This is a genomic window from Nocardia heshunensis, assembly GCF_054782115.1.
Window position 1 is genome coordinate 411,193 of sequence record NZ_BAAGTC010000005.1, and the last position, 20,795, is coordinate 431,987.

The window sequence follows — 20,795 nt, forward strand, 5'->3', positions numbered from 1 at the left end:
ATGACACCTCGTCGAATCCGCCGCGCCTCCACTGTGAGTCGACTCGCCGGACTGCAAGTAGCGATCATCACCACGAACGTGGGCGTAGAGCACGACGAACTTGTCATTCCGCGGGATGGGCTGCGCGAACGCGGGGCTTCGGTGCTACACGCCTCGTCGAAAGCCGAACCCGTGCTGACCTATCGGCACGACCTCGAGCCAGCCGAAATCATCGATCCCGACACCACCCTCGACAGCCTCGACCCAACCGAGATCGACGTTCTCATCATCCCGGGAGGCACGGTCAACGCGGACCGACTCCGCACGAACCCGCACGCCCGCGCCCTCGTGCAGGCCCTCGCGACCGTGGGCGTGCCGATCGCCGCCATCTGCCACGGGCCATGGCTGCTGGTCGACGCCGAGGTGATCGCGGGCAAGACGCTCACCTCGTACCCGTCGCTGCGCACCGATATCGGCAATGCGGGCGGCTGGTGGGTCGACGAGGCAGTCGTCCGCAGCGACGAGAACGGCTGGCCCTTGATCACTTCCCGGACTCCGGCAGACCTGGCCGCCTTCGTGGACACCATCACCGCGGCCTTGACCGACCGAGCTTGAGAGCAGGAAGCCCGTGCGCCGACCACTGCTCGCCATACCACTGTGCGCCCTTGCCCTCGCAGTCCCCGCGTGCGACTACACCAACGGCGGCACCACATTCCCGGGCACGAGCACGATCAGCCGACCCTCGGACTCACCCTCCGAAACCACCAAAGACCTCGTGCCCCCGCAGAATTCACGATCGGTATCGGTGCCCGCAGCCATCTCGCCCGCCGAACTGCGGCGAAAGACATGCGCAGACCTCGTGCCCAAGCTGAACAAGATCCGCCAGGACTCCGGGCAACAGGAGGTGGACCGCACCGTCGACACCACCATCTCCGGCTACCCTTCCTCACCCGATTGGGCGGTGCTCACCGACGAGCAGCGCCAGGCAGCCATCGACGGCACCCGTGATGCCGCCACCGGCCGGTGCCCGGCGGGCTGACGCGATCGACCTGGTTCGGCGCTACCGTCTCGGAATATGCAGGCGCCCAGCAATTTCCGGCAGCTCATGTCTCCGATGCGTACAGATGTCGATCCTTGCGACCAGAGTTGTTTGGCCACTGCCAACCAGGGAACAGCGGATTTACCAGATCCATCTACATCGAGGAATTGACATGATCATCTTCGGGCTCATCCTGCTCATCGCCGGAATCCTGCTCGGCATACCCATTCTGACCACCATCGGGGTCATCCTGCTCATTGTGGGAGCGATCCTGCTGGTCCTGGGGCAGGTGGGCCGGCCGGTAGGCGGCCGAAGTCACTACTTCTGATCACCGCTTCCAATCCGATTATGTGGGTGCGGCCGAACAGCCGCACCCACATCCATAACAGGAGCAGATCGGTTTAGAGACGTCGACGTTGGAAACCCTAGGGGGGACGCACAATCCGAGGAGGTCGAGATGCAACAACTGAGATTGCGTCTGAAGTCCGCCGCTGCCACGGCGGAACGACCGTTGAACCTCGAGAACGCAAACAGCCTGCGGCGGCGGGTGCGAGCGTTGTCGGTTGAATTCGACAGAAGTCGTCTTCCCGAGACGGAACATTCCGAGCTGGGACGGCTGCGCAACGAGGCTGTCCGGAAGGCCGAACTGGCTGTTCAACGCGCCGACGACACCCGACCGGGAATCCCACCCAGATAATCACGGTTTGATAACGCCCCGGATGGGTAACTCCATAGTCATGGCAACAACACGGAAGCACCATTTCCAGTTGGCCGAAACAGACCGCGGCACCGCACTTTTAGCGGGTTCGATCTGCGCGATCCTTATCAGCGGCGTAGCAATCATGACGCATTCCGTCATCGCATCCGCCGCCGCTGGCGCGGTCCTTCTGATCGGCCTGGCTGTAGCGCGGAGCATGCTCCCCGATCACTAGCGCGCCGAAACAGCCCTGCAATTGACCGCCGTCTCAGCCGTCGCCCCCTTTGACATCGACCAATCCGTCAAACAGCTCACCCACGCCCGCCGAGGGCGACCGCCCTGGAAGACGTAGCTGATCAGACTGGAATGCCGCCGTAGGTCCGGCGCCAGCGTGCCTCGAGGAATGAGAAGCCGCCGAAGGCGATCAATCCCAGGGCGACCAGGATGAGAAGCCATGGCCCGAAGGCGGTCTGCGCGAATTCACGCAACACGGCATCGACGCCCTTGGCTTGGGCCGGGTCGTAAGTGAGAGCTGCTACCAGAGCGGCGATTCCGATCCCGACGACGACAACGGCGCGCGCGACATAGCCGATGCGGCCGAGCCACACCACCAGGTCCTGCGTGGATCGTGTCATCCACCCCATGCGCAGGTTATCGGTGAACTCGATCCGCAGACCGCGCCGCGCCAGCACGATCCCGGCGGCGACGATAGCGAGGCCGATCAGCGCGAGGACCACCTGCCCGCCGTCCCAGCTGAGCACTCGGGCGGTGAGGTCGTGGGCGGTGGCGTCGCCGGAGTCGGGCGTACGACCGTGCACGACGAACATGAGAGTGCTGAAAAAGATGATGGCGTAGCCAATTCCGGCGGCCAACGCATAGAGCCGATGTCCGTTCGACTGATGCAGCCGCGCGGTGGCTGCCTGGGTCAAGCGCCAAATGGCCAGCCCCGCGAAGCCGATGACCAGAATCCACAGCAGCAGGTAGCCCAGCGGCTTGGTTGCGATCGCCTGCAGGGCTCCGGAGCGTTCGGGCTCGTGCCGGGCGACGCCGAACGCCAGCATCAGTCCGATGATGCCGATCACGATGTAGGCGATTCCCCGAGCGATGAAGCCGATCCGCGCGAGATTCTCCAGCCCGCTCGATCCGCCGACTCTGCGTGTGAGTGAAGGACTTTGGCGCCGAGTCCACGTCGGGCGTCTACCCCATCGTGACCGTCGTCCTCGTGTGGCCTCCGTGCTGTAGCGGTTCCGGCGCCGGTATCTGTTTCGTATGAGGCTCATCGGCCTGCTCCCACTTGCTTGTCTTCGGTGAACGAATCATTCACCGGTGGTGCGAGTTTCGGTGTCGGCATCGATCGGGCATCAGATCGGCTTTGGCCTGATCGGCTTTGCCCCGGTCACAGTGTCGGTCCACTCCCCGCATATCCCGATGAGCAACAACCAAACAACCGGCCGATGCCGGCTTCAGCCTCAGCAGTCCCGCCCCGATGCTGCGCAGAACGCGAACTGACGTCCCTCGAGGTCCTATCAGAATTGGCGTCCACCGCGAAGGGGGCGCGGCCGCCCATCCGGATCGTAGATCCTCTGATAGACCGGAGTGGCCCAGGCCCGGGTCGCCCAACCGAGACGAGGCGGGGCATGCGGGCGCAGGCGGCCCGGCGGTCGCGGTCCCTGTCGGCCGTCGGTGTGCCAGGCCTGCAAGGTCTTTGCGCCAGCGGCGAATGCGGCGAATGCGGAGCGGGGATCGAGGAGGTCGGCATCATCGCCGGGCGCGCGATCGAGGTGCTCGCGCCCCAGGGCAAGTCGCAGTTCCCGGGCGAACACGCGGGCACCGTCATCGAGGCAATCCACCGATCGGGGGTCACGACGATCGCGCACTTCGTCGATGACTGCGCAGGACAACTCGGAGTCGTACGTCCAGGATCTGCGATTGACGTTGTCCGATCCGACGGAGGCCCACACATCGTCGATCACACAGACCTTGGCGTGGACGTAAATCGGTGTCCCCGCTCGGTTTTCGATACCGTAGATCGCGACGCGATCACCGCCCGCCGCGTGCAGGCGATCGAGTGCCTGCTCTGCGCCGACCAGATTGGGCGGCAGCGAGAACCTTCCGTCCTGATCCGGATGGTGTGGCAGCACCGCGATCAAACGCAGTTCCGGAGACTCGCGTAGCGCGTCGGCAAAGCACTCGGCCACCTCCGCCGACCACAGGTACTGGTCTTCCAGGTAGATCAGGTTCCTGGCCAGTGCCAGGACCTTCCGGTAGGCACGAGCGATGCTCCGTTCCCCATCGGGTGCGAACGGGTATCCGGGACGCCGCATCGGGTACGTACGCAGCACCTGCACGAGCTGGGAGCCTCTCGGGTCCGGGTCCGGCAGCTGTTCCGGCAGCGGGTCGGCGCTGGTGTCCTCCTTCCGAAGGGAATCGATGACGCGGTCGAAGGGATTGCGGCTCAATGGTGTCGGATCTTCCCAGCGCTCCCGGAACACGGTTTCGACATCGCCGACAGCGGGTCCGCGTATCGCCAACTGGATGTCATGCCAGGGCGGGTGAGAGCCGTACACCGCGGCCATCGCCTGCGGCTGAGGGTCACCGCGGTGGTCACTATCGTCGCGCCGGCTATGACACAGGTCGATGCCGCCGACGAACGCGACATCGAGCCGCGGCCGATCGGGATGACGGAGCACGATGAACTTCTGATGGTGGGACCCGCACGCACGCACCCGCATATCACGCAGACATTCACCTCCCGCGGCTCCGACATCCTCACCGAGGTGGCGGTTCTCCTGCTCACTGAAGGTGAATATGTCCAGGTGCGAACGCCACACCAGCCCCTTCACCACGACGCCACGGGCCGCGGCCGAACAGAACATTCGGGAAACCTCGAGGCCGTCCTCGTCCATCGCCTGGTCTGGATCGCCCCGCCAGTCCGTGAACAACAGCAGATCACCGCTCCGCATCGCACCCACACAACTGCGCAGCTCGGCGAAATATGTCACCCCGTGCACGAGCGCGCGTACTTCATTGCCGGCAGACCAGGCCAGCCCGTTCCTGTGCCGTCGGTCCAGCCGGGTCGCGGGATTGCCGCGCTCACCGACGCTCAACAGCCAGTCCGGAACACTCATCACAACCTCGATGCACCCTCAACGGAAGGATAGGTCCCGGAGGATTGCGATGTCTGGCGGCCAGAATAACTTCATCTCTGCCGCAACCGATTTCGGCACCGCAACGCTGCCACTGACAGCGCGAGGCTGGTTATTCCGTAGATGGAGCAGCAGTTTCGCCGTCGCCAGCCACCGGCGACCGCCCTGCGTGCATGACCCGATCCCACCATTCGCTCAGTGGACTCGGATCCGGCCACACCGCGACGATTTCGGCGGCTTCAGGTCTGGATCCGCGGAGACCGCGTTTGCTGGATATCATCACGCTCAGGTACTACCCAAGAGTTGTTCATCGAATCCCCCACCACACGGGGTTGAAGTCCGAGCACCGGGTAACCGTCGGGCATGGAACAGTTGGTGATTCTCGCGCTGGTGGCTTTGCCGCTGGCAATCTTATTGCTCATTGCGCGTGGTCTGCTGCGCGGTCCCTCCGACTCCGTTCCCCCGCAGGATCCGCCCGAACCGACCACGCCCGGATCTGATCACGGCTGGTATCTGGATCAGCTCTTTTCCGACCGCCGCCCGCCGCGGTGAGCGACGCCGATCAGTCCGCGCGCAAAAAAGTACGAAAGATCCTGCAGCACAACCAATCATGCCGTAAGCGGCAGATAATCACGGCCGCGCCGAGCTCAACCTCGTTTGCTGGCACTCAGCAGGGGTAGGCGGAGAAGACAGTCACGAACCATAAACCCGAAGGTCTGCAGTCATGAACATCGAACGAGGCACCCGTTTGGTGCCCATTCACGACAACACGGTCACTGCGTCGATTCTCGTCAAAGCGGTGAGACACCAACCGATTTCGTACGCCGAGATCCAGCCCTTCGGCGGCGGCCGACGTCGAGTCGTATCGCTGAATGATCTCGAGAGGGACTTTCTCATCGTGCGCGAGGGAGCTTCGGTCACGCCGCACGTCGCCCGGCCTCCCCGTGCACGGGTACCGGAGGGCATCAGGTCAACAGGGAAATGAACGACCCAGTTCGGGTCAGCGATTCCCGGCTCGACCTGGAACCGCGAGGGGCTGTTGGCATCCCTCGGGAGCCGGCTGGACCGGTGCCGCTCGGCGACCGTGTCTCCCCCGGATGTCCGCACCCGGGGGCTCGTCGGTGTTCATCAGTGAGGCTGTCCGAACCAGTGGCCCAACGCCGATTCCAACCCCTCGGTGTCGTGTCCGGTGCGAGCGGTCCAGCACAGGTAGCCGTCGGGGCGGATGAGCATCGGTTCGATCGGGTCGCCCTCGCCTGCGTGGTCGACGCGATCCGTGTAGGGGGCGGCGATTTCGGCGAGAGCGCCGGACGGGTCGAGCAGGACGCCACGACCGGTGCGCAGCAGTTCGTGGAGCCGGGTCGCGCCGACCTTGATATCCGGTGCCGGGAGACCGACGAGGGGCTGGTCGTCGCTGCCGGGCATCGGGTAGCGAATTCCCATCCCCGACAACATGTCGTCGAGGTGGTATTGCACCTCCGGCAGTTGAGCCAGGGACGCGAACAGGTCCCTGGCTGCGCTCACGTCGGGGTCGCGGGTGCCTTCCCAATCCATCAGCAGACTCTGCGCCTGCACATTGCGCAGGACGGCGGCCGCCACCGGATACCGTTCGGTGTGGTAGGTGTCCAGCAGCTGCTCGGGAGCCCAATCATGTACGGCGGCAGCGAGTTTCCAGCCGAGGTTGAGCGCATCCCCGATTCCGGTGTTCATGCCCTGCGCGCCGATGGGCAGGTGGGTGTGGGCGGCATCGCCCGCCAGGAACACCCGCCCGTGCCGGTATCGGGCAGCTTGACGGGCCGCGTTGGTGATGCGGCGGGCATACCGCAGTTCGAGCAGTCGCACCCGGGAGCCGAACACGCTGGCCAAGCCGGCGCGGATCTCGTCCTCGGTGACCGGGACGTCCCTGGACAGGGACCGGCCCGGTCCACCGAGAGCGAGTCGGTGCAGTGGCCGGCCCTGCGGGTCGGTGCCGAGTGGGAATACCTGCGCCCAATGGCCGTCTTCACTCCAGCTGTGGCTCAGCGCGGGGGCGTCGCCGTCCAACCGCACGTCGGCAGCAACAATGGTTACCGTTCCCGGACGGCCGGGGAATTCGGCGCGCAGCAGTGACCGCACCGTGCTGTGGGCGCCGTCGGCGGCCACAACGTATGCGGCCTCGATGGTGACATCATCGGCGAAAGTCGCGGTCACCCCGCGCTCATGCTGAGTCAGGTCGATGAGTTCGTGGTCGCGCCGGACGTGGATGTCGTGTGCGGCCAGGTGCTGTTCGAGGCAGCCCTCGATGACCACCTGCGGTATGGACCGCCACGGCTGAGGGTGCCGGTCGCGGGTGAGCGGGAGCGGGATACCGGCGAAGTGCGCGGTGCTGATCTGGTGGTTTCCGGTGGCCAGCAACGGTTCCAGCAGACCACGCTGATCGAAGGCCTCCTGGGCGCGCGACTGCAGACCGCCGGCCTTGGACAACTGGCTGCGCTGCGAGAGCTTGTCGACCAGTACGGCCGACACCCCCGCGACCCGCAGCTCGTTGGCCAGGGTCATCCCGGTCGGGCCGGCGCCGACGATCAGTACCTCGGTGTCCATCGGTTTCTCCTTCTGCCGCAATGGTTTCGGTCGTTTCGACCGGACACGGCAACAATGCGGGCCGTCGGCACCACCGGACCAGTAACCGGGCACATTGTGTCGATATCCGACATTGACTACCGTTCGATCGGTGGGATTCGACTTCGACGAGCTGGATCGTTGCCTCGTACACGCCTTGCAGATCGACGGCCGGGCCGCTTTCAGCACCATCGCCGAGGTTCTCGGTGTGTCGGATCGCACCATCGCCCGCCGCTACGCCCGACTACGGTCGGCGGGGGCGGTGCGGGTGATCGGCGGCGTCGACCCGGCAGCGCTCGGCGCCGCGACCTGGTTCCTGCGGATCCGCTGCTCACCCGCCGCGGCGGTCCCGGTCGCCGAGGCGCTGGCCCGGCGACCGGACACCTCATGGGTGAGCCTGTGCTCCGGCGGCACCGAGATCACCTGCGCGGTCGGTATCGAGAACGACGCCGACAGCGAGGCACTGCTGCTGGACAAACTCCCCCGCACCTCCCGCGTGGAGGGAGTCACCGCGCATGCGGTGCTGCACGTCTTCTACGGCGGCTCGGACAGCCTGATCACCAAGCTCGGCGTGCTGAGCGACGAAGAGATCGCAGTGCTGCGCCCACCCCCGACACCGCATCGGCCGGGGCCGGTGCACCTCGACGACGGCGACCGGAGACTGCTTGCCGCTCTCGCCGAGGACGGGCGCACCAGCGTCGAGCAGCTGGCCGTGGTCACCGGCTGGTCGCCGACGACGGTCCGGCGGCGCATGACCGAACTCCGCGAACGTCGGGTGCTGTATCTCGATCTCGACATCGACTGGCGTCAACTCGGGCTCGGCACTCGCACCCTGCTCTGGCTCAGGGTCGCCCCCGCACACCTGCAAGAGACCGGAGCCGCACTGGCCCGTCACCCCGAAATCGCTTTCGCCGCAGCGACTACCGGGCCGACGAACCTCTACGCGACCGCCGTGTGCGCCGGTCACAGCGAGCTGTACCGGTACCTCACCACGCAGGTCGCGGCGCTCCCCGCTGTCACGCATCTGGAAACCGCGCCGGTGATCAAAACCATCAAACAGGCCGCGAACCAGCCATGACGGCGGCGTCCAATCACACGGCATCCGAACCGCTGATGGCATTGAATGCAGTGCTCGGCGCTCACGCCGCTCAGGTGTCGAGGAACGCAGGGATGAAGATGTCCTTGCTGGTCAGCAGGTGCTTGGAGAGGCCTTGTTCGTGGTGGTAGCGCAGGAACGTGTCGATGGCCTTGTGGTTCGCGCCGACCCCGTAGGGCCACCAGTCTTCGCCGAGCAATGTCCGGTTCTGTTCGAAGTGGCTGCTGAACCAGGGGGTGACCAGGCCCATATGCTGCTTCGTCGCGCCGTGGCGGTACTTCTGCTGGGCGAGGTCCTTGGCCTCGGCGAACGCACGGTAGATCGAGGTCAGGACGTCGGTGTGGTCGACCAGTTCCCTGCGGACCGCGACGATGTGCATCTGCGGGAAGATCCCGGTACGCCGGTAGTAGTCGCGTTCCACCGTCTCGTAGTCAGGGAAGAGCCGGGCGATCTTCGTCGAGCCGTTCAGCAGAGCCTGAGGAACGTCGACAGAGAGGAGCGCGTCGATCTCACCGGCTTCGAGCATCGTGCCCAGGGTCTCGCCGTCCGCGGCGTGGCGCACGTCCACCCCGTCCGGCACCGGCTGCGGGATCCACTCGAACGCGGGAATGGGATGGTCGGTGCCGCCGATGACCCAGCGGGACTGGTCGGGGGTCAGGCCGTACTCGTCGGCGAGGATGCCCTTGAGCCACACCCCCGGATCGTGGCCGTACAAAGCGAATTCACCGATCGTCTTGCCCGCGAGATCCTGCGGCTTCTCGATACCCGTCGCAGTGTTCACGAACATCGCCGAGTGCCGGAAGTTGCGGTTCGGGAAGATCGGCAACGCCAGGAACGGGGCGGCCGCAGAGTTGAAATCGGCGATGCCGGAATCTGCGGCGTCGAGACAGCGCAGGAAGTAGGTCAGGCCGAACTCCGCGACGTCGTAGCGGCCTTCGACCATGCCGCGGAAGATATCCGAGACCAGCGACGCCGACTCGAGGGTGGCGTCCACCCCGTCTATGGTGACGCGGCCGTCGAACAGTGCCTCGGTGTGTTCGTAGGTATACGTGGCGATACGCAAGTTCATCGTGCGTCCTCGTTTCCGTGAATGACCTTTCACTATTAGAGTGAGCTCCACGACGGCTGCTCGTCAAGATGAATGGCTATTTACGTTGAAGGAGCTTGTTATGCCACGCATCACGCCCGAGCATCGCGAGGCCAAGCGAGCGCACATCGTGGCCGCGGCGCGGCGCTGCTTCTCCCGCAACGGTTTCCACCAGACCTCGATGCCCGATATCGCCGCCGAGGCCGGAGTCTCGGCCGGGGCGCCCTACCGCTACTTCGCGAGCAAGGAGGAGATCATCCTTGCCATCGCCGGCGACGCCTTCCGTCTGATTTTCGAACCGGTCCAGCGGCTGGCCGCCGACAGCGACGCCGCCTCCGTCGCCGATCTGGTGGCCGCATCACTCGACGCTTTCAACGCCGAGACCGTCACCGATGCCGCAGGCAACCCGGTGCCCGTCGAGGAGCTATTGCGTTGCGCGGTGCAGACCTGGTCGGAGCTGCTGCGCAACGACGCCGTGCGCACTCGCGCGATGGAAGGATTCCAGTCCGTGCACCGCAGCATCGCCGATGCGCTCCGCCGCGGCCAAGCTGCAGGCGCGGTAGCGCCCGAGCACGGCGCAAGGATGGTGATGGGCCTGTTGCACGGGTTGCTGCTGCAACGGGTGGCCTTCGATCTGACTGACGCGGCCGGATTCACCGACGATATGCGGGTACTGCTCGCGGGCCCGGGATATTAGGAAACGCGCTTCATGGGTGCCGGTCGACAGCCGACGCTCTCTGAGTCCCGGCGACGAGATCGCGCTCGATTCGGCTCATCCCCGGTCGAAAGCGACTCGCATGCAGAGCAATTCGACCGCCGTGCGGTATCCGGAACAACTTCCGTCGAAGGGCAGCCGCACCGCGTGCACCGTGTCCGTCAAGTCCTGTACGACAGGCCAGCACAGGTTCCGCTGCGCCAGTGCGTCTTCCGATCGGGTCACCGCGGAGATCTGGACGATCATGCAGCGATCGTCGTAGGCGAACCGGCAGTCCACGATAGCGCCGGGCACCGCATCCAAGATCAGCCCGGTAGCGATCTCGTCGAGCGCCATCCGCACGTCGGTCATCTCGCCGATCCCGAAGTCGGCAATCAACCCAACAGTGTCGGCCAGCGCGCGCAGCATGGTCAGCTCCGATAGCTCGGCCGAGACCTGGACTCCGACCTCGGTGCGGCTAGGCATCGAGCGCCGCCCGCATCGAGTCGTACCAGCGGAAGAACGACCGGATCCCCGTAACCTCCAGTGCGCGTTCGACTCCCCGATGGCCGGCGACGACTCGCAGATCCCCGCCGTGGAGGAGCGCGTAGTCACGGGCCGCGCCCAGCGCGATCGCGGTGCGAACGCTCATGAAAACGGTCTCACGCAGATCCAGGACCACCGCATGGCTCGGTGTTCGCATCGCCCGTGCGAGCAACTCATCGAACTCGGGGTACGCCGCCGCGTCGAGTTCACCCTGCACCCGCAGCACCACACAATGATGGCGGCGGTCTACTCGATGAGCCCAGAGGCGATGGCGACGGTTCACCCTCGGCTCGCTGTTCGGCATTGCGTGCGTGCTGTATTCCGATACGGGTCCAATGGACATGACCCAACCTCCCAGGACAAGCGAAATCTCTTGCTTCACTGCGCCTTCAAGCGCTGCGACAGGCCTCCGCTGGTCATTGCGGCGAGTTGACAAGACGCGACGGCTATCGCTGATCGCACATCTTCCGACAGCGATATCCGACCGATACCCATGGCGTACCCGTTTCGTGCCGGAGCAACCGTTCGGCCCGAACATCGCAGGTCAGACCGCCCCCACTCCCAGGGAGTGAGGGCGGTGACAAACCAGGCGGTACCGCGTCAGTGGCGGAAGGCGTCCTTCACCTTTTCCGCAGCGTCCTTGACGTTCGCCTTGGCCTGGTCGACCTTGCCTTCGTTCTCCTTGCCCGGATTGTCGGTCGCCTGGCCGAACTTCTCCTTCGCCTTGCCGGCGAGATCGTCGGCCTTGTTCCTGGCCTTGTCCGTGGCGCTCATAAGCGATCCTTCCGTTGTGGTCGACGTCGGATACAGCCGACCCATTCACGGCATATCCCGTTGTGCCACAACCAAACTCACCCACCAACCCAATTCTGGTTCAGTACCGGGGCGGGCCGGCGGAAGGCCAAACGATCGGCTCGTCGAGATCGGTCCGCACGATCGTTCGTCCATGACGTTCGAGAGCGATCAAGAGCGTTCCGCCTAGGACGGCAACGGCTGCAACCACCGTGGCGACCAGCCCGAGGCTCGACTGATTCAGCCACAGCGCGATGAACGCGACGGCAGTGGCGAGTACGCCGAAGAACAGCAACCCATATCCCACCCAGTTCTTGCTGTCCGCCAGCACTTCTCCCGGCTGTGCCGGTGTCGAGCGGGAGAAGTCCGCGGCGCCGTCGAGTGGTGGAATCTCCGACGCCTGTCCCGTGGTCATTGTCATTACCTCACATCTGGCCGGGTGATCTACCCGATGCCTGCTGTTCGATGGGTACCCGCCGCCGTGGAATCAAACGGGCACGGCGCGAGCATGAACAGGACAGACCGGGGTAAGCGGCAGAAAAGTGATCCGATCAAACCAAAGGAACATCATGATCGTCATCATCGGACTCGTCATCCTGATCGCCGCGGTGGTCGTCGGACTCGCGGGCGTGCTTGCCAACGGCGGCAGCACCCACGCTCTGACCGACAACTTCGCCGTGTTCGGCTACCACGTCACCGGGTCGACCGGCCTGCTGTTCCTCTACGGCATCGTGGTCGGCGGTATCGGATTGGCCGGACTGTTCATCCTGCTGGCCGGTGCGCGCGCCACCGCGCGGCGCGGGGCCGGCGCTCGGCGCGAACTCGAGGCATCACGCCGCGAACTCGAGGCTTCGCGGCAGCATGCGGCAGTCACCAATCCCCGTCTGGCCGCACCGATTCCGGCGGGAACTCCGCCGCCGGGCGTGCCCACGCAGTACACCGGGACCACCGATGCCGCAGTCGGCGAACCTGTCACCTTCAGCCCGCCGGTGGTTGACGGCCCTGGCCGCTCCGCCGGTCCCATGTCGACCGGCCGCCCCCAGAGCGACAGCCGTCGATAGCCGAAGCGCGCGGTGGGACGCCTTCGGATCCGCGGTTTCGGCACTCGAGAACGGAGGACCGAACCGTGGCCTCGCACCCGAAAGCGGCAGCGGCGCTGCCTGATTCGCTGGGCTACCGACTGAAGCGCCGACTACTCGGGCCACCGCTGGTCACCGGGAAACTCAGCGATCAAAAGCTGTCCAAACCGATCGCGCTGGGTGTGCTGTCCCCGGATTGCATCTCCTCCTCCGCCTATGGCACCGAGGAGATGCTGCTGGAACTGCTTCCCGTGTTCGGTCTGCTGTCGTTCACCATCGTGCTGCCGATCACCGGGGTCGTCCTGCTGATCCTGATCCTGGTCACCCTGTCCTATCGCGAGATCGTGCAGGTCTACACGAAGGCGGGCGGATCGTATGTGGTGGCCAGGGAGAACTTCGGTCCCCGCGTCGCCCAGATCGCTGCGGTGGCACTGCTCATCGACTATGTCGTGACCGTCGCCGTGCAGGCTGCGGCGGGAACCGTGGCAGTCGCCTCCGCTATCCCGGCGCTGGGGCCATACAGCGTCGTGATCACCGTCGGAGTCGTCATTGCGATCGCCTACGGCAACCTGCGCGGCCTGCGAGAAGCCGGGCGCGCCTTCGCGTTTCCCACCTATTTCTTCATCGCCGCCATGACAGCGGTGATCATCGTCGGCGTCACCCGAGGGCTGCTCGGTACCCTGCCGACCTACGATCCGACCGCGACGACCGGAACCGTGCCGGTCCACCAAGTCTCCGGTCTCGCCCTCGGTGTGCTGGCCCTGACCTTGCTTCGTTCGTTTGCCAACGGCGGGTCCTCACTGACCGGATTGGAGTCGATATCCAACGGAGTCAGCTCGTTTCGCGCACCGGCAGGGACCAACGCCCGCATCGTCCTGGTCACCATGGCCGCCATCCTGGGCTTCCTCGTCGCCGGGGTGTCCTGGCTGGCTCACCTCACCCGCGCGGCCCCACACCTGAGCGGATACCCCTCGGTGATCTCGCAGGAGGCGCGCGCAGTCTTCGGGCACGGAGTGATCGGGAATATGCTCTATGTCGTCGTGCAGGCGGCCTCCGCGCTGATCCTCTACACGGGGGCGAACACCAGCTTCAACGGATTCCCGTACCTGGCGAATTTCGTTGCGGGCGACTCGTTTCTGCCCCGTCAATTGACCAAACGCGGCCATCGACTCGTCTTCTCCAACGGAATCATCGTGCTCGCCGTGACTTCGGTGGCACTGCTGCTGGTCACCGGAGCGAAAGTCAATGCCCTGGTGCCGTTCTACGCCATCGGCGTGTTCACCGGCTTCACCATGGCCGGCTTCGGGATGGCCAAATACCATCGCGCACAACGAGAGCCCGGCTGGCGGCGAAAGCTGGTCGTGAATGCGACAGCCGGGGCGCTCTCGCTGTTGGTCGTAGCGATCTTCGCGATCGTGAAGTTCACCGAAGGTGCCTGGCTGGTGGTCGTGCTGTTCCCGATCCTCGTGGTCATCCTGATCAGGGTCAATCGCCGATACCGCGACGAGGAGGCCGCACTGGCGGTACATGCACCGGTCCGCGGTACCAACCCCGGCCATGAACGGCACACCGTGCTCTTGTTCGTCGGCGACTTCGACCTGGCCACCCTGCGGGGCTTGCGCTACGCCCGCGATCTGACGCCGGACAGTTTGCGTGCCGTGCACTTCGTCCTCGACGACGCCCATGCCCGGCGACTGGCCGCCGCGTGGAAGACCATCGAGCACAGCGACATTCAACTCGAACTAATCCCATGCCCCGACCGTCGCCTACGCCACGCCGCAGTGCAGCTGGCCACCGGCGCGGCCACCGGTCCCGACACCGACGTCACCATAGTGCTGCCACGCCGCGCCTACGGCCCCGTCTTCGGACGACTTCTGCACGACCACACCGCCGATCATCTTGCCGCAGCGATCAGCGGCCTCCCCAATGCCGCGGCGACCATCGTGCCGTTCGACGTCGAACGGTCCGTCAAGCTGCTCATCCACGACCACGAAGGCCCGTAGGACATGACACGGCGCCCGCAGCTTGAACACCGCGGGCGCCGTCGTGCCACCTCGGCTCATCGACTACCGGTCCTCGAACCTGTCGGCTACGCGTCGGCGAATCAGTCCGGCCCATTCGCCGCCGTTCTGTTTGACCGTCTCAGCGATGTCACCGGCGTGTTCCTTTGCCGTGCCGGTGATTTCGGCCGCATGTTCTCGAGCCGCGACGGCGAGCTCGGTGGCGTGATCCATGGCCGTCTCGGCGAATTCGCCGCCCCGGACCTGAGCCGTCTCGGCAAGTTCGGCGCCCTTGGTGGCCGCCGTCGCCGAGAGCGCCCGCATCTGCTCGACCGCGTCGTGCGCCCGCTCACGCAGCACGTCGCTCGAACCCGCCGACGCGCCGATCGGCAACGCGGCCGAGATGGTGGCCCCGGCACGACGCGCGGCACGGCGGCCGCGCCAGCTCAGTGATGGCCGGCCCGCTGTGTCACCGCTGGCGATGAGCAGACCGCCCAGCAGGCCCACATCCTTGAGGAACGCGATCCGCTTGGCCGCCTTGCGGTCCGGATCCGGTTCTGCCCAGAAGTCCTGTTCGGTGACGGCCGTGGGGATCACGGTCACCGCGAGTACGAACGCGGCCGACCGTGGCGCCTTTCCGAATATGAGCAAGGTCCCGGCCAGCACCTGGGCACCGGCGTTGACCCGCACCACGGTCTCGGGATCGACGTTCAACTTGCCCGCGGCCGAGTCCGGCAACCTACGCCGGCCCTGTTGCACCAGCGCATCCGCCGCCTTCAGGCGTGGACCCGGATCCATGCAGGCGGTGACCCCGTCTACAACGAACGGCGCGGCCAGTAGTGGGCGCGCGATCCGACGCATCAGCATGACAACTCCCTTTCCTCGGTTCTCAGCGGGCGGATGCCCGCAGCCTCGGTGATGAAACGTCGGAATCTCAGGTGACCAAACCTTCGTGGCGTCCTCTCGCCGTTGAGGGGTCGTCGCCGTTGACGTTGCCAGTGGGGCCTACACATTGGCGATACCCCACCGGAAGCGGACAAACCCGGAATTGCGTTGTCTGCCAATGGGCAGACCGCTGCGGTTCGGAATTACTCGATGGCGGGAAGACCGATGCAGGCCGCGTCCGCGCGGCGACGGACCATATCCGCGGTCGTGCGGAAATGGGCATAGAGCGAATCCTGCTCCGCGCCGGCGGCCGAATCGCTGTACCCGGCCCTGCACAACCGCGCGGCAGAGTTGCGCACGAAGTGCGCGAAAGGTGCGGGCCAGCTCGTATGACGCACCGCCCGGACAACTCCGGTATTGCCGTCGACGAGGGTGATCCGCAGCATCAGACGCCCATCGGCGGCACAGGTTCCGCCGCTGCCGTCGACGGCGGCTTCGAGGTTCGGCGTGTAGGGAGCGTCCGACCAGTCGAGGCCGTCGTCGAAACGAAAGGCCAGCAGCGCCACGCGCTCGCTGTCCACCCACGCGAACCGAACTCTGCCCGATTCCACCGCACTGATCTCGATTTCAAGCGGCCCTGGAAGAACCAACAGCAATTCGCCGTGGCAGCCATCCGATTCGAGGCACAGCTGTGCCATCTCCGGCCACAACGATCGGCCTGACTGATAAATGGTTCCCACGGTGCATCCACTCGGCCGCCGGACATCGGCGCTATTACTGGGCATACCTCCCGCGTTCCCCCACTCCGGCAAACAAAACGCATCAGGACCGATGCCGTGGTCGGCATCGGTCCTGATCACAGTGTGCGGATTGCTCCGCCGGTGTCAGCGGTTCTGGTGCGACCGCTGACGCTGCTCATCCAGCTCGGCGGCGACGCGCTCCTTCTCGGCCTGCGCTTCCTTCTTCGCGGCCTCACGTTGCGCCTCGGCCTTGTCCTGCTGGGCCCGGCCCTCGCCGCGCAGGTTCTCGTCACCGACGACCGCGCCCGCGACCTCCTTGGCCTTGCCCTTCACGCCTTCCGCCGCGCCTTCCAAACCCTCTCGAATGCCACTCTTCTCATGCTCGGACATGCGATGCTCCTCCAAATCGGAATCAACAGGGACATCCCTGACCTACCCGGGCTTTCTTGCCCGAAACAGCCTGAGCCTCAATGTGATTCAGGTCTCTACTCGCCATTGACGTGGCAGTAGCGGACACGCTTTACCGGCGATTTCCGCAACGCTGTCGCCCGGCTATCGCATAGCGTTCGCCGCCGTCACCACGCGCGCGATCCGGCTGCACCGGATCGCCTTCCCCCGGGCGGCCCACTTCGGAACCAGGACCGCTACCGCATCCTCAGCTGGAAATTACATCTCTGCATCTGGCTCCTCGTCGGTGACCACGCGGCGCTCGAGTGACATCTCCACCGGCTCGTCATCGGAATCCGGGATGTCTACTTCGGTGGGCTGCCAGGCGTCGGCAAAGCCCGGGCCGTCCTCGAGGAGGTCCGGAGTCAACGATTCTCCATCGCGGTGCCTGGATACCTGCGAGACGTCGTCGGATTCGGACTGACCGGTCGGTGAATCTCGGTAAGGGTTCACACTCGCCCGAGTTGCCCCGTCAAGACGGTTCAAACAGTCCCTGCACGATGTTCTCCGATCGACTGCCGACTACACCAGGGACACGTGCATGTGCAGGGTGGTTCCGGCATCATCCGTATGAACGCGCACCAGGTCCGCAAGCTGATTGACCAACAGCAAGCCGCGGCCGCCGGGAATGTGCGGGGGCGCGGGAAGATGACCCGCGAGCGGACTGTCGAAATGCCCCGAATCCCGGACTTGGCAACACAACTGCGCGTCGTCCCGCCACAATGCGAGAGTTCCGCTGCCACCACCGTGCACCACCGAGTTCGTGGTGGTCTCGCCGATGATCAGTGCGAGATCTGCGATGCGCTCGGACGTCATACCCGCGAGCCTGGCGTAGTCCGTCGCACGGTGCCGGGTAGACCGTAGTGTCGCGGTATCGAATGCGAGCACTACAGCGGTCGTCGGCGGATCCGCAGGCGGCAGGTTGTAGGCCGCCACCATCAAATCGGGATCATAGGCGGGACTCACACTTTCGCTGTCGCCATCGATCACCACCGGGTGCGTGCCGTAGGCGTCGGCCACCGCGACGAGACCTAGCTCGGCCTTGTTGTACGGACACAGAATGGTGACCTCACGACCGCTGAAGGCCGCGTTGATCAACGCTTCATGCTGCACACAAGCGGCGTATTCCAGCTCTGACCGACCCGCCCAGATCGGCTCGCCGATGATGCGTACCCGTCCGACCGGGTGGGCATCGGCGAACGCCCGCAACACCCCCGGAATGATCCGGCCGGGATTGCGGCCCTCGACCGTCATGTCCATGAGGCGGATCGTGTCCGCATCCGACCCCAGCTCGGCACGCAGCAATGCCAGGTTCGCGGTAGGAACAACGACCGCCACCGGCTCCCCGGCTGCCAAGCCTCCTCGTATGAATCCGATTGTGCCGCTCAGATATTCAGCGCTGTCACGATACAACAGCGCTTGGTGCGCAAAAGGGTTCGCGCCACCGCCTGCCACGTCGACACTCGTCATCGCTGCGCCTCTTCAATCGCCGCGGAACCACAGTCACCCACGTCCATGAGGCCCTCCTGACCCTGTGTCCACCATTCGTCGCGAGCAGTACCCACAAGTTCACGGCTGAATCAGCGAATTTCGCACGGCGACCGTTGATCATGGCGGCGCGTCCGTCCGGCCCAGGTGGATGCCGATAACGCAGGCGTCGTCGTCGGTATCGGCGTCGCTGTTGTCCAGTAGGTAATCCAGCCGATCGTCGAGGTTTCCGGCGAAACCGGCCGAGAGCGTCAGCAGTCGTTGTGTGCAATCGTCGAGGCTGCGGCTGCGGCGCTCGATGAGGCCGTCGGTGTACAGGAGCAGGACGTCATCCGACTCCAGCTGCAGGTCGGCCTCCTCGTACCGAGTCTCGGACACGGCACCCAGGAGAATGCCGCCGAGTTCCGGCAATGCCGATGCGGACCCGGCACGAACCAGTACCGGTGGCGGATGACCGGCCCGCGCCCAGCACAGGACACCGGTTTCCGGGTCGTAGACACCACAGATCGCGGTGGCGAAGATCGTGTCGGCAGGGTTGTGGGCGACCAGGTTCAGCCAGGTGAGCATCTGTCCCGGTCCGGCACCGGTTGCGGCCAGGCCGCGCAAGGCGTTGCGCAAGACCACCATTCCGGTCGCGGCTGCGATCCCGTGGCCCGCGATGTCGCCGATCGACACCAGAATCTTCTTGGACGGCAGCACGACCACGTCGTACCAGTCCCCACCCACCAGGTGATCCTGCTCGGTCGGCCGATATCGCACCGCCATCCGCAAACCGAACGCCTCGATCGGCGGCTGGGCGGCGGGCATGATGGCCTGCTGCAGTTGCCGAGCCAGCAGGCTTTGCTCGGCGGTTCGCTCCTCGGAATGGGTCAGCCGGTCGTGCGTGGCCGACAAGGCGATCTCGGTCCAGTGCTGTTTCGAGGCATCCTGGTAGACGCCGCGTACCGCGAGCAGGTTCCCCGCGACGTCGAGTACCGGTTCGGCGACGACCCGAACGTGGCGAACGGTTCCGTCGGGTCGAATCAGCCGGAAAGCCGCCGAAGCCACTCGCCGATAACGCAGGACGGTTCGCAGAAAGCCTTGCGCGGCTTGCGATTCGGACTCGTGGACATGTAGGGGCAGCTGCGCGAGAGGGATCGGGACCGCGGCCGACGCCAATCCGTGCACCGTGAAGAGCTGACTGGTCCAAGTGATCTCGCCGGTCGCGGCATTCTCTTCGAAGGCTCCGACGCCACCGAGACGGTGCGCGTGCTGCAGCAGCGCCGCCATGCGAGCTGCTTCGTCGTGCACCCGCCACACCAGGAGTACGGCGTCACCGTGGCGGCTGATGGCGAGTGCGGCTGAAACGGGCGGCAATGCTTGACCGATCAGTTCGGTCAGTATCACCGGGTCGGCCCGGTAGCTCTCGCCGGTGGCGAGAACCTGCTCGACCCGTTCGAACAGGCGGCCCTGGCCCACCGACATCGGGTACGCCTCGAGGAGCGATGCGCCCTGGATCTGTTCGCGAGTCCGACCCGCCGGGTCCGCGAAGCAGGGATTCACGTGGTCGATGCGGAAATCCGCGAGCCCGCCGTCGGCGTCCAGGTGAGGCAGCAACAGCAGGGCCGAGTCGAACAGGTTGTCGGCCAGTCGTTTCAGCTCGGCGGAGCTCATCTCGCCCGAGCTCGATTCCGAGGCCGGATCCGACTCCAGGGTGTGCGCGCAGATGTCTGCCAGCACCTCGAACTGCCGTCGCACCTGGGGCGGTTGCGCCTCGATGGGTTGCGGCCAGCACACCTCGAGGACACCGAGCAGCTTGCCGCCGCTACCGATCGGGATCGCCGCCCGTCCGCCGGCCGGGCCCGCGATCGACGGCAGGCCCAGGGCGCTCAGATCTGTGATCCACAGCGAATCACGTTGTGCCAGAGCCTGTCCGGCGAGCGTCGCCACACCCGGCGGGACGTGATGCCACCGCTCGGCCTCGCACCGGCCGATGCCAGCGAAGCCGCGCAGTGACAATGTTCCGTCGTGGCCCGTGGACCAGACCGCGACCACCGTCGCACCCAAGGGCGCGACCGCGTGCTCGAGCACCGACTGCGCCACCCGGTGTGTGTCTCCGGCCGCCAGCATTCCGCTCTCCGCGACGCGCGGACCGACGAACACCGCGTTGTCCTGCGGGTCCGTCGCGTTCCGCAGGGTCTCCCCGACTGCCACGCTGAGTTCGTCCCGGGCAGCTTGGTTCACCAGGTCCGCGGCGAACTCCAGACTGGTCAGGCCGACCCGCTTCGACAGCGCATCCAGCTGCTGCGCAGCCTGCGCCGGTCCGCATCCGAGCCTTTCGACGAGCACTCCCTTGGCCAGCTCGATCAGCGCTCGCCGGTCGGCGGTGGCATGCGCGTGCTGGATCTCGCCTCGTAACCTCTCGACCGTGGCTGCGAGACGGGTGATGTCGGGCCCGCTCGCCGAGACGCCTTGCGCCGGAGTCGGTTCAGCCATGGAATCC

21 protein-coding genes and 1 pseudogene are annotated in these 20,795 nt (G+C 65.6%); 8 read left to right on the forward strand and 14 right to left on the reverse strand.

The genetic code is table 11. The features are described from left to right. The 3 genes from ACYVN4_RS20645 to ACYVN4_RS20655 all read left to right on the forward strand — a co-directional run bounded on the left by ACYVN4_RS20645 (position 1) and on the right by ACYVN4_RS20655 (position 1,346). On the forward strand, positions 1-594 hold the full coding sequence (locus tag ACYVN4_RS20645) for a type 1 glutamine amidotransferase domain-containing protein (protein WP_460723514.1): 594 nt from the start codon (positions 1-3) through the stop codon (positions 592-594). Between the two features lie 190 nt (positions 595-784). Then, positions 785-1,018, forward strand: coding sequence for a hypothetical protein (locus ACYVN4_RS20650; protein ID WP_460723516.1), 234 nt, complete (start codon positions 785-787; stop codon positions 1,016-1,018). Between the two features lie 172 nt (positions 1,019-1,190). Next, a complete protein-coding gene (locus tag ACYVN4_RS20655; RefSeq protein WP_460723518.1) occupies positions 1,191-1,346 on the forward strand; it encodes a DUF6131 family protein in 156 nt (51 codons plus the stop codon). A 725-nt stretch (positions 1,347-2,071) separates the two neighbouring features. Here the strand turns inward: ACYVN4_RS20655 and ACYVN4_RS20660 are convergent. Together ACYVN4_RS20660 and ACYVN4_RS20665 are read right to left on the reverse strand one after the other, a co-directional pair. Next, positions 2,072-2,848, reverse strand: a complete 777-nt coding sequence (locus ACYVN4_RS20660; RefSeq protein WP_460724052.1) for a DUF1206 domain-containing protein — start codon at positions 2,846-2,848, stop codon at positions 2,072-2,074. Between the two features lie 393 nt (positions 2,849-3,241). Next, positions 3,242-4,843, reverse strand: a complete 1,602-nt coding sequence (locus ACYVN4_RS20665; RefSeq protein WP_460723520.1) for a phospholipase D family protein — start codon at positions 4,841-4,843, stop codon at positions 3,242-3,244. Positions 4,844-5,224: 381 nt separating this feature from the next. On the opposite strand from ACYVN4_RS20665, the gene ACYVN4_RS20670 reads away from it, so the two are divergent. Next, positions 5,225-5,413: a hypothetical protein gene (locus ACYVN4_RS20670; RefSeq protein WP_460723522.1), complete on the forward strand. Its 189-nt coding sequence runs from the start codon at positions 5,225-5,227 to the stop codon at positions 5,411-5,413. 576 nt (positions 5,414-5,989) lie between these two features. Here ACYVN4_RS20670 and ACYVN4_RS20675 read toward each other — a convergent pair. Further along, entirely contained in the window at positions 5,990-7,441 is a 1,452-nt protein-coding gene (locus tag ACYVN4_RS20675) for an FAD-dependent monooxygenase (RefSeq protein ID WP_460723524.1), read from the reverse strand. 130 nt (positions 7,442-7,571) lie between these two features. Between ACYVN4_RS20675 and ACYVN4_RS20680 the strand changes: the two genes are divergently transcribed. After that, positions 7,572-8,537, forward strand: coding sequence for an Lrp/AsnC family transcriptional regulator (locus ACYVN4_RS20680; RefSeq protein ID WP_460723526.1), 966 nt, complete (start codon positions 7,572-7,574; stop codon positions 8,535-8,537). Positions 8,538-8,607: 70 nt separating this feature from the next. Here ACYVN4_RS20680 and ACYVN4_RS20685 read toward each other — a convergent pair whose 3' ends face one another. Continuing rightward, the gene (locus ACYVN4_RS20685) at positions 8,608-9,624 is read right to left on the reverse strand and encodes a substrate-binding domain-containing protein (protein ID WP_460723528.1); all 1,017 of its coding nucleotides are present in this window, start codon (positions 9,622-9,624) and stop codon (positions 8,608-8,610) included. 100 nt (positions 9,625-9,724) lie between these two features. Between ACYVN4_RS20685 and ACYVN4_RS20690 the strand changes: the two genes are divergently transcribed. After that, the gene (locus tag ACYVN4_RS20690; RefSeq protein WP_460723530.1) at positions 9,725-10,339 is read left to right on the forward strand and encodes a TetR/AcrR family transcriptional regulator; all 615 of its coding nucleotides are present in this window, start codon (positions 9,725-9,727) and stop codon (positions 10,337-10,339) included. 75 nt (positions 10,340-10,414) lie between these two features. Here ACYVN4_RS20690 and ACYVN4_RS20695 read toward each other — a convergent pair whose 3' ends face one another. The 4 genes from ACYVN4_RS20695 to ACYVN4_RS20710 all read right to left on the reverse strand — a co-directional run bounded on the left by ACYVN4_RS20695 (position 10,415) and on the right by ACYVN4_RS20710 (position 12,089). Continuing rightward, a complete protein-coding gene (locus ACYVN4_RS20695; protein ID WP_460723532.1) occupies positions 10,415-10,765 on the reverse strand; it encodes an anti-sigma factor in 351 nt (116 codons plus the stop codon). 49 nt (positions 10,766-10,814) lie between these two features. Next, positions 10,815-11,420, reverse strand: a complete 606-nt coding sequence (locus tag ACYVN4_RS20700; RefSeq protein WP_460723534.1) for an STAS domain-containing protein — start codon at positions 11,418-11,420, stop codon at positions 10,815-10,817. 62 nt (positions 11,421-11,482) lie between these two features. Then, complete coding sequence (locus tag ACYVN4_RS20705) at positions 11,483-11,656, reverse strand: CsbD family protein (RefSeq protein WP_460723536.1); 174 nt, start codon at positions 11,654-11,656, stop codon at positions 11,483-11,485. 100 nt (positions 11,657-11,756) lie between these two features. Beyond that, positions 11,757-12,089 carry a hypothetical protein gene (locus tag ACYVN4_RS20710; protein ID WP_460723538.1) on the reverse strand — a complete coding sequence of 111 codons (333 nt, stop codon included), beginning with the start codon at positions 12,087-12,089 and terminating at the stop codon, positions 11,757-11,759. A gap of 154 nt (positions 12,090-12,243) precedes the next feature. On the opposite strand from ACYVN4_RS20710, the gene ACYVN4_RS20715 reads away from it, so the two are divergent. Next, positions 12,244-12,735: a hypothetical protein gene (locus ACYVN4_RS20715; protein ID WP_460723540.1), complete on the forward strand. Its 492-nt coding sequence runs from the start codon at positions 12,244-12,246 to the stop codon at positions 12,733-12,735. A gap of 65 nt (positions 12,736-12,800) precedes the next feature. Next, a pseudogene (locus ACYVN4_RS20720) lies at positions 12,801-14,726 on the forward strand (APC family permease); the annotation flags it as partial. 93 nt (positions 14,727-14,819) lie between these two features. On the opposite strand, the gene ACYVN4_RS20725 reads toward ACYVN4_RS20720, so the two are convergent. The 6 genes from ACYVN4_RS20725 to ACYVN4_RS20750 form a co-directional block, all read right to left on the reverse strand. Continuing rightward, positions 14,820-15,620 (reverse strand): DoxX family protein, encoded by an 801-nt coding sequence (locus ACYVN4_RS20725; RefSeq protein ID WP_460723542.1) that lies wholly within the window; start codon positions 15,618-15,620, stop codon positions 14,820-14,822. 221 nt (positions 15,621-15,841) lie between these two features. Then, entirely contained in the window at positions 15,842-16,378 is a 537-nt protein-coding gene (locus tag ACYVN4_RS20730; protein ID WP_460723544.1) for a hypothetical protein, read from the reverse strand. A gap of 144 nt (positions 16,379-16,522) precedes the next feature. Next, entirely contained in the window at positions 16,523-16,768 is a 246-nt protein-coding gene (gene mbp1 / locus ACYVN4_RS20735; RefSeq protein WP_460723546.1) for a microaggregate-binding protein 1, read from the reverse strand. A gap of 276 nt (positions 16,769-17,044) precedes the next feature. Then, complete coding sequence (locus ACYVN4_RS20740) at positions 17,045-17,194, reverse strand: hypothetical protein (RefSeq protein WP_460723548.1); 150 nt, start codon at positions 17,192-17,194, stop codon at positions 17,045-17,047. Between the two features lie 153 nt (positions 17,195-17,347). Then, entirely contained in the window at positions 17,348-18,280 is a 933-nt protein-coding gene (locus ACYVN4_RS20745) for an anti-sigma factor RsbA family regulatory protein (RefSeq protein WP_460723550.1), read from the reverse strand. A gap of 153 nt (positions 18,281-18,433) precedes the next feature. Continuing rightward, entirely contained in the window at positions 18,434-20,788 is a 2,355-nt protein-coding gene (locus ACYVN4_RS20750; protein ID WP_460723552.1) for a SpoIIE family protein phosphatase, read from the reverse strand. Positions 20,789-20,795: the final 7 nt, after the last annotated feature.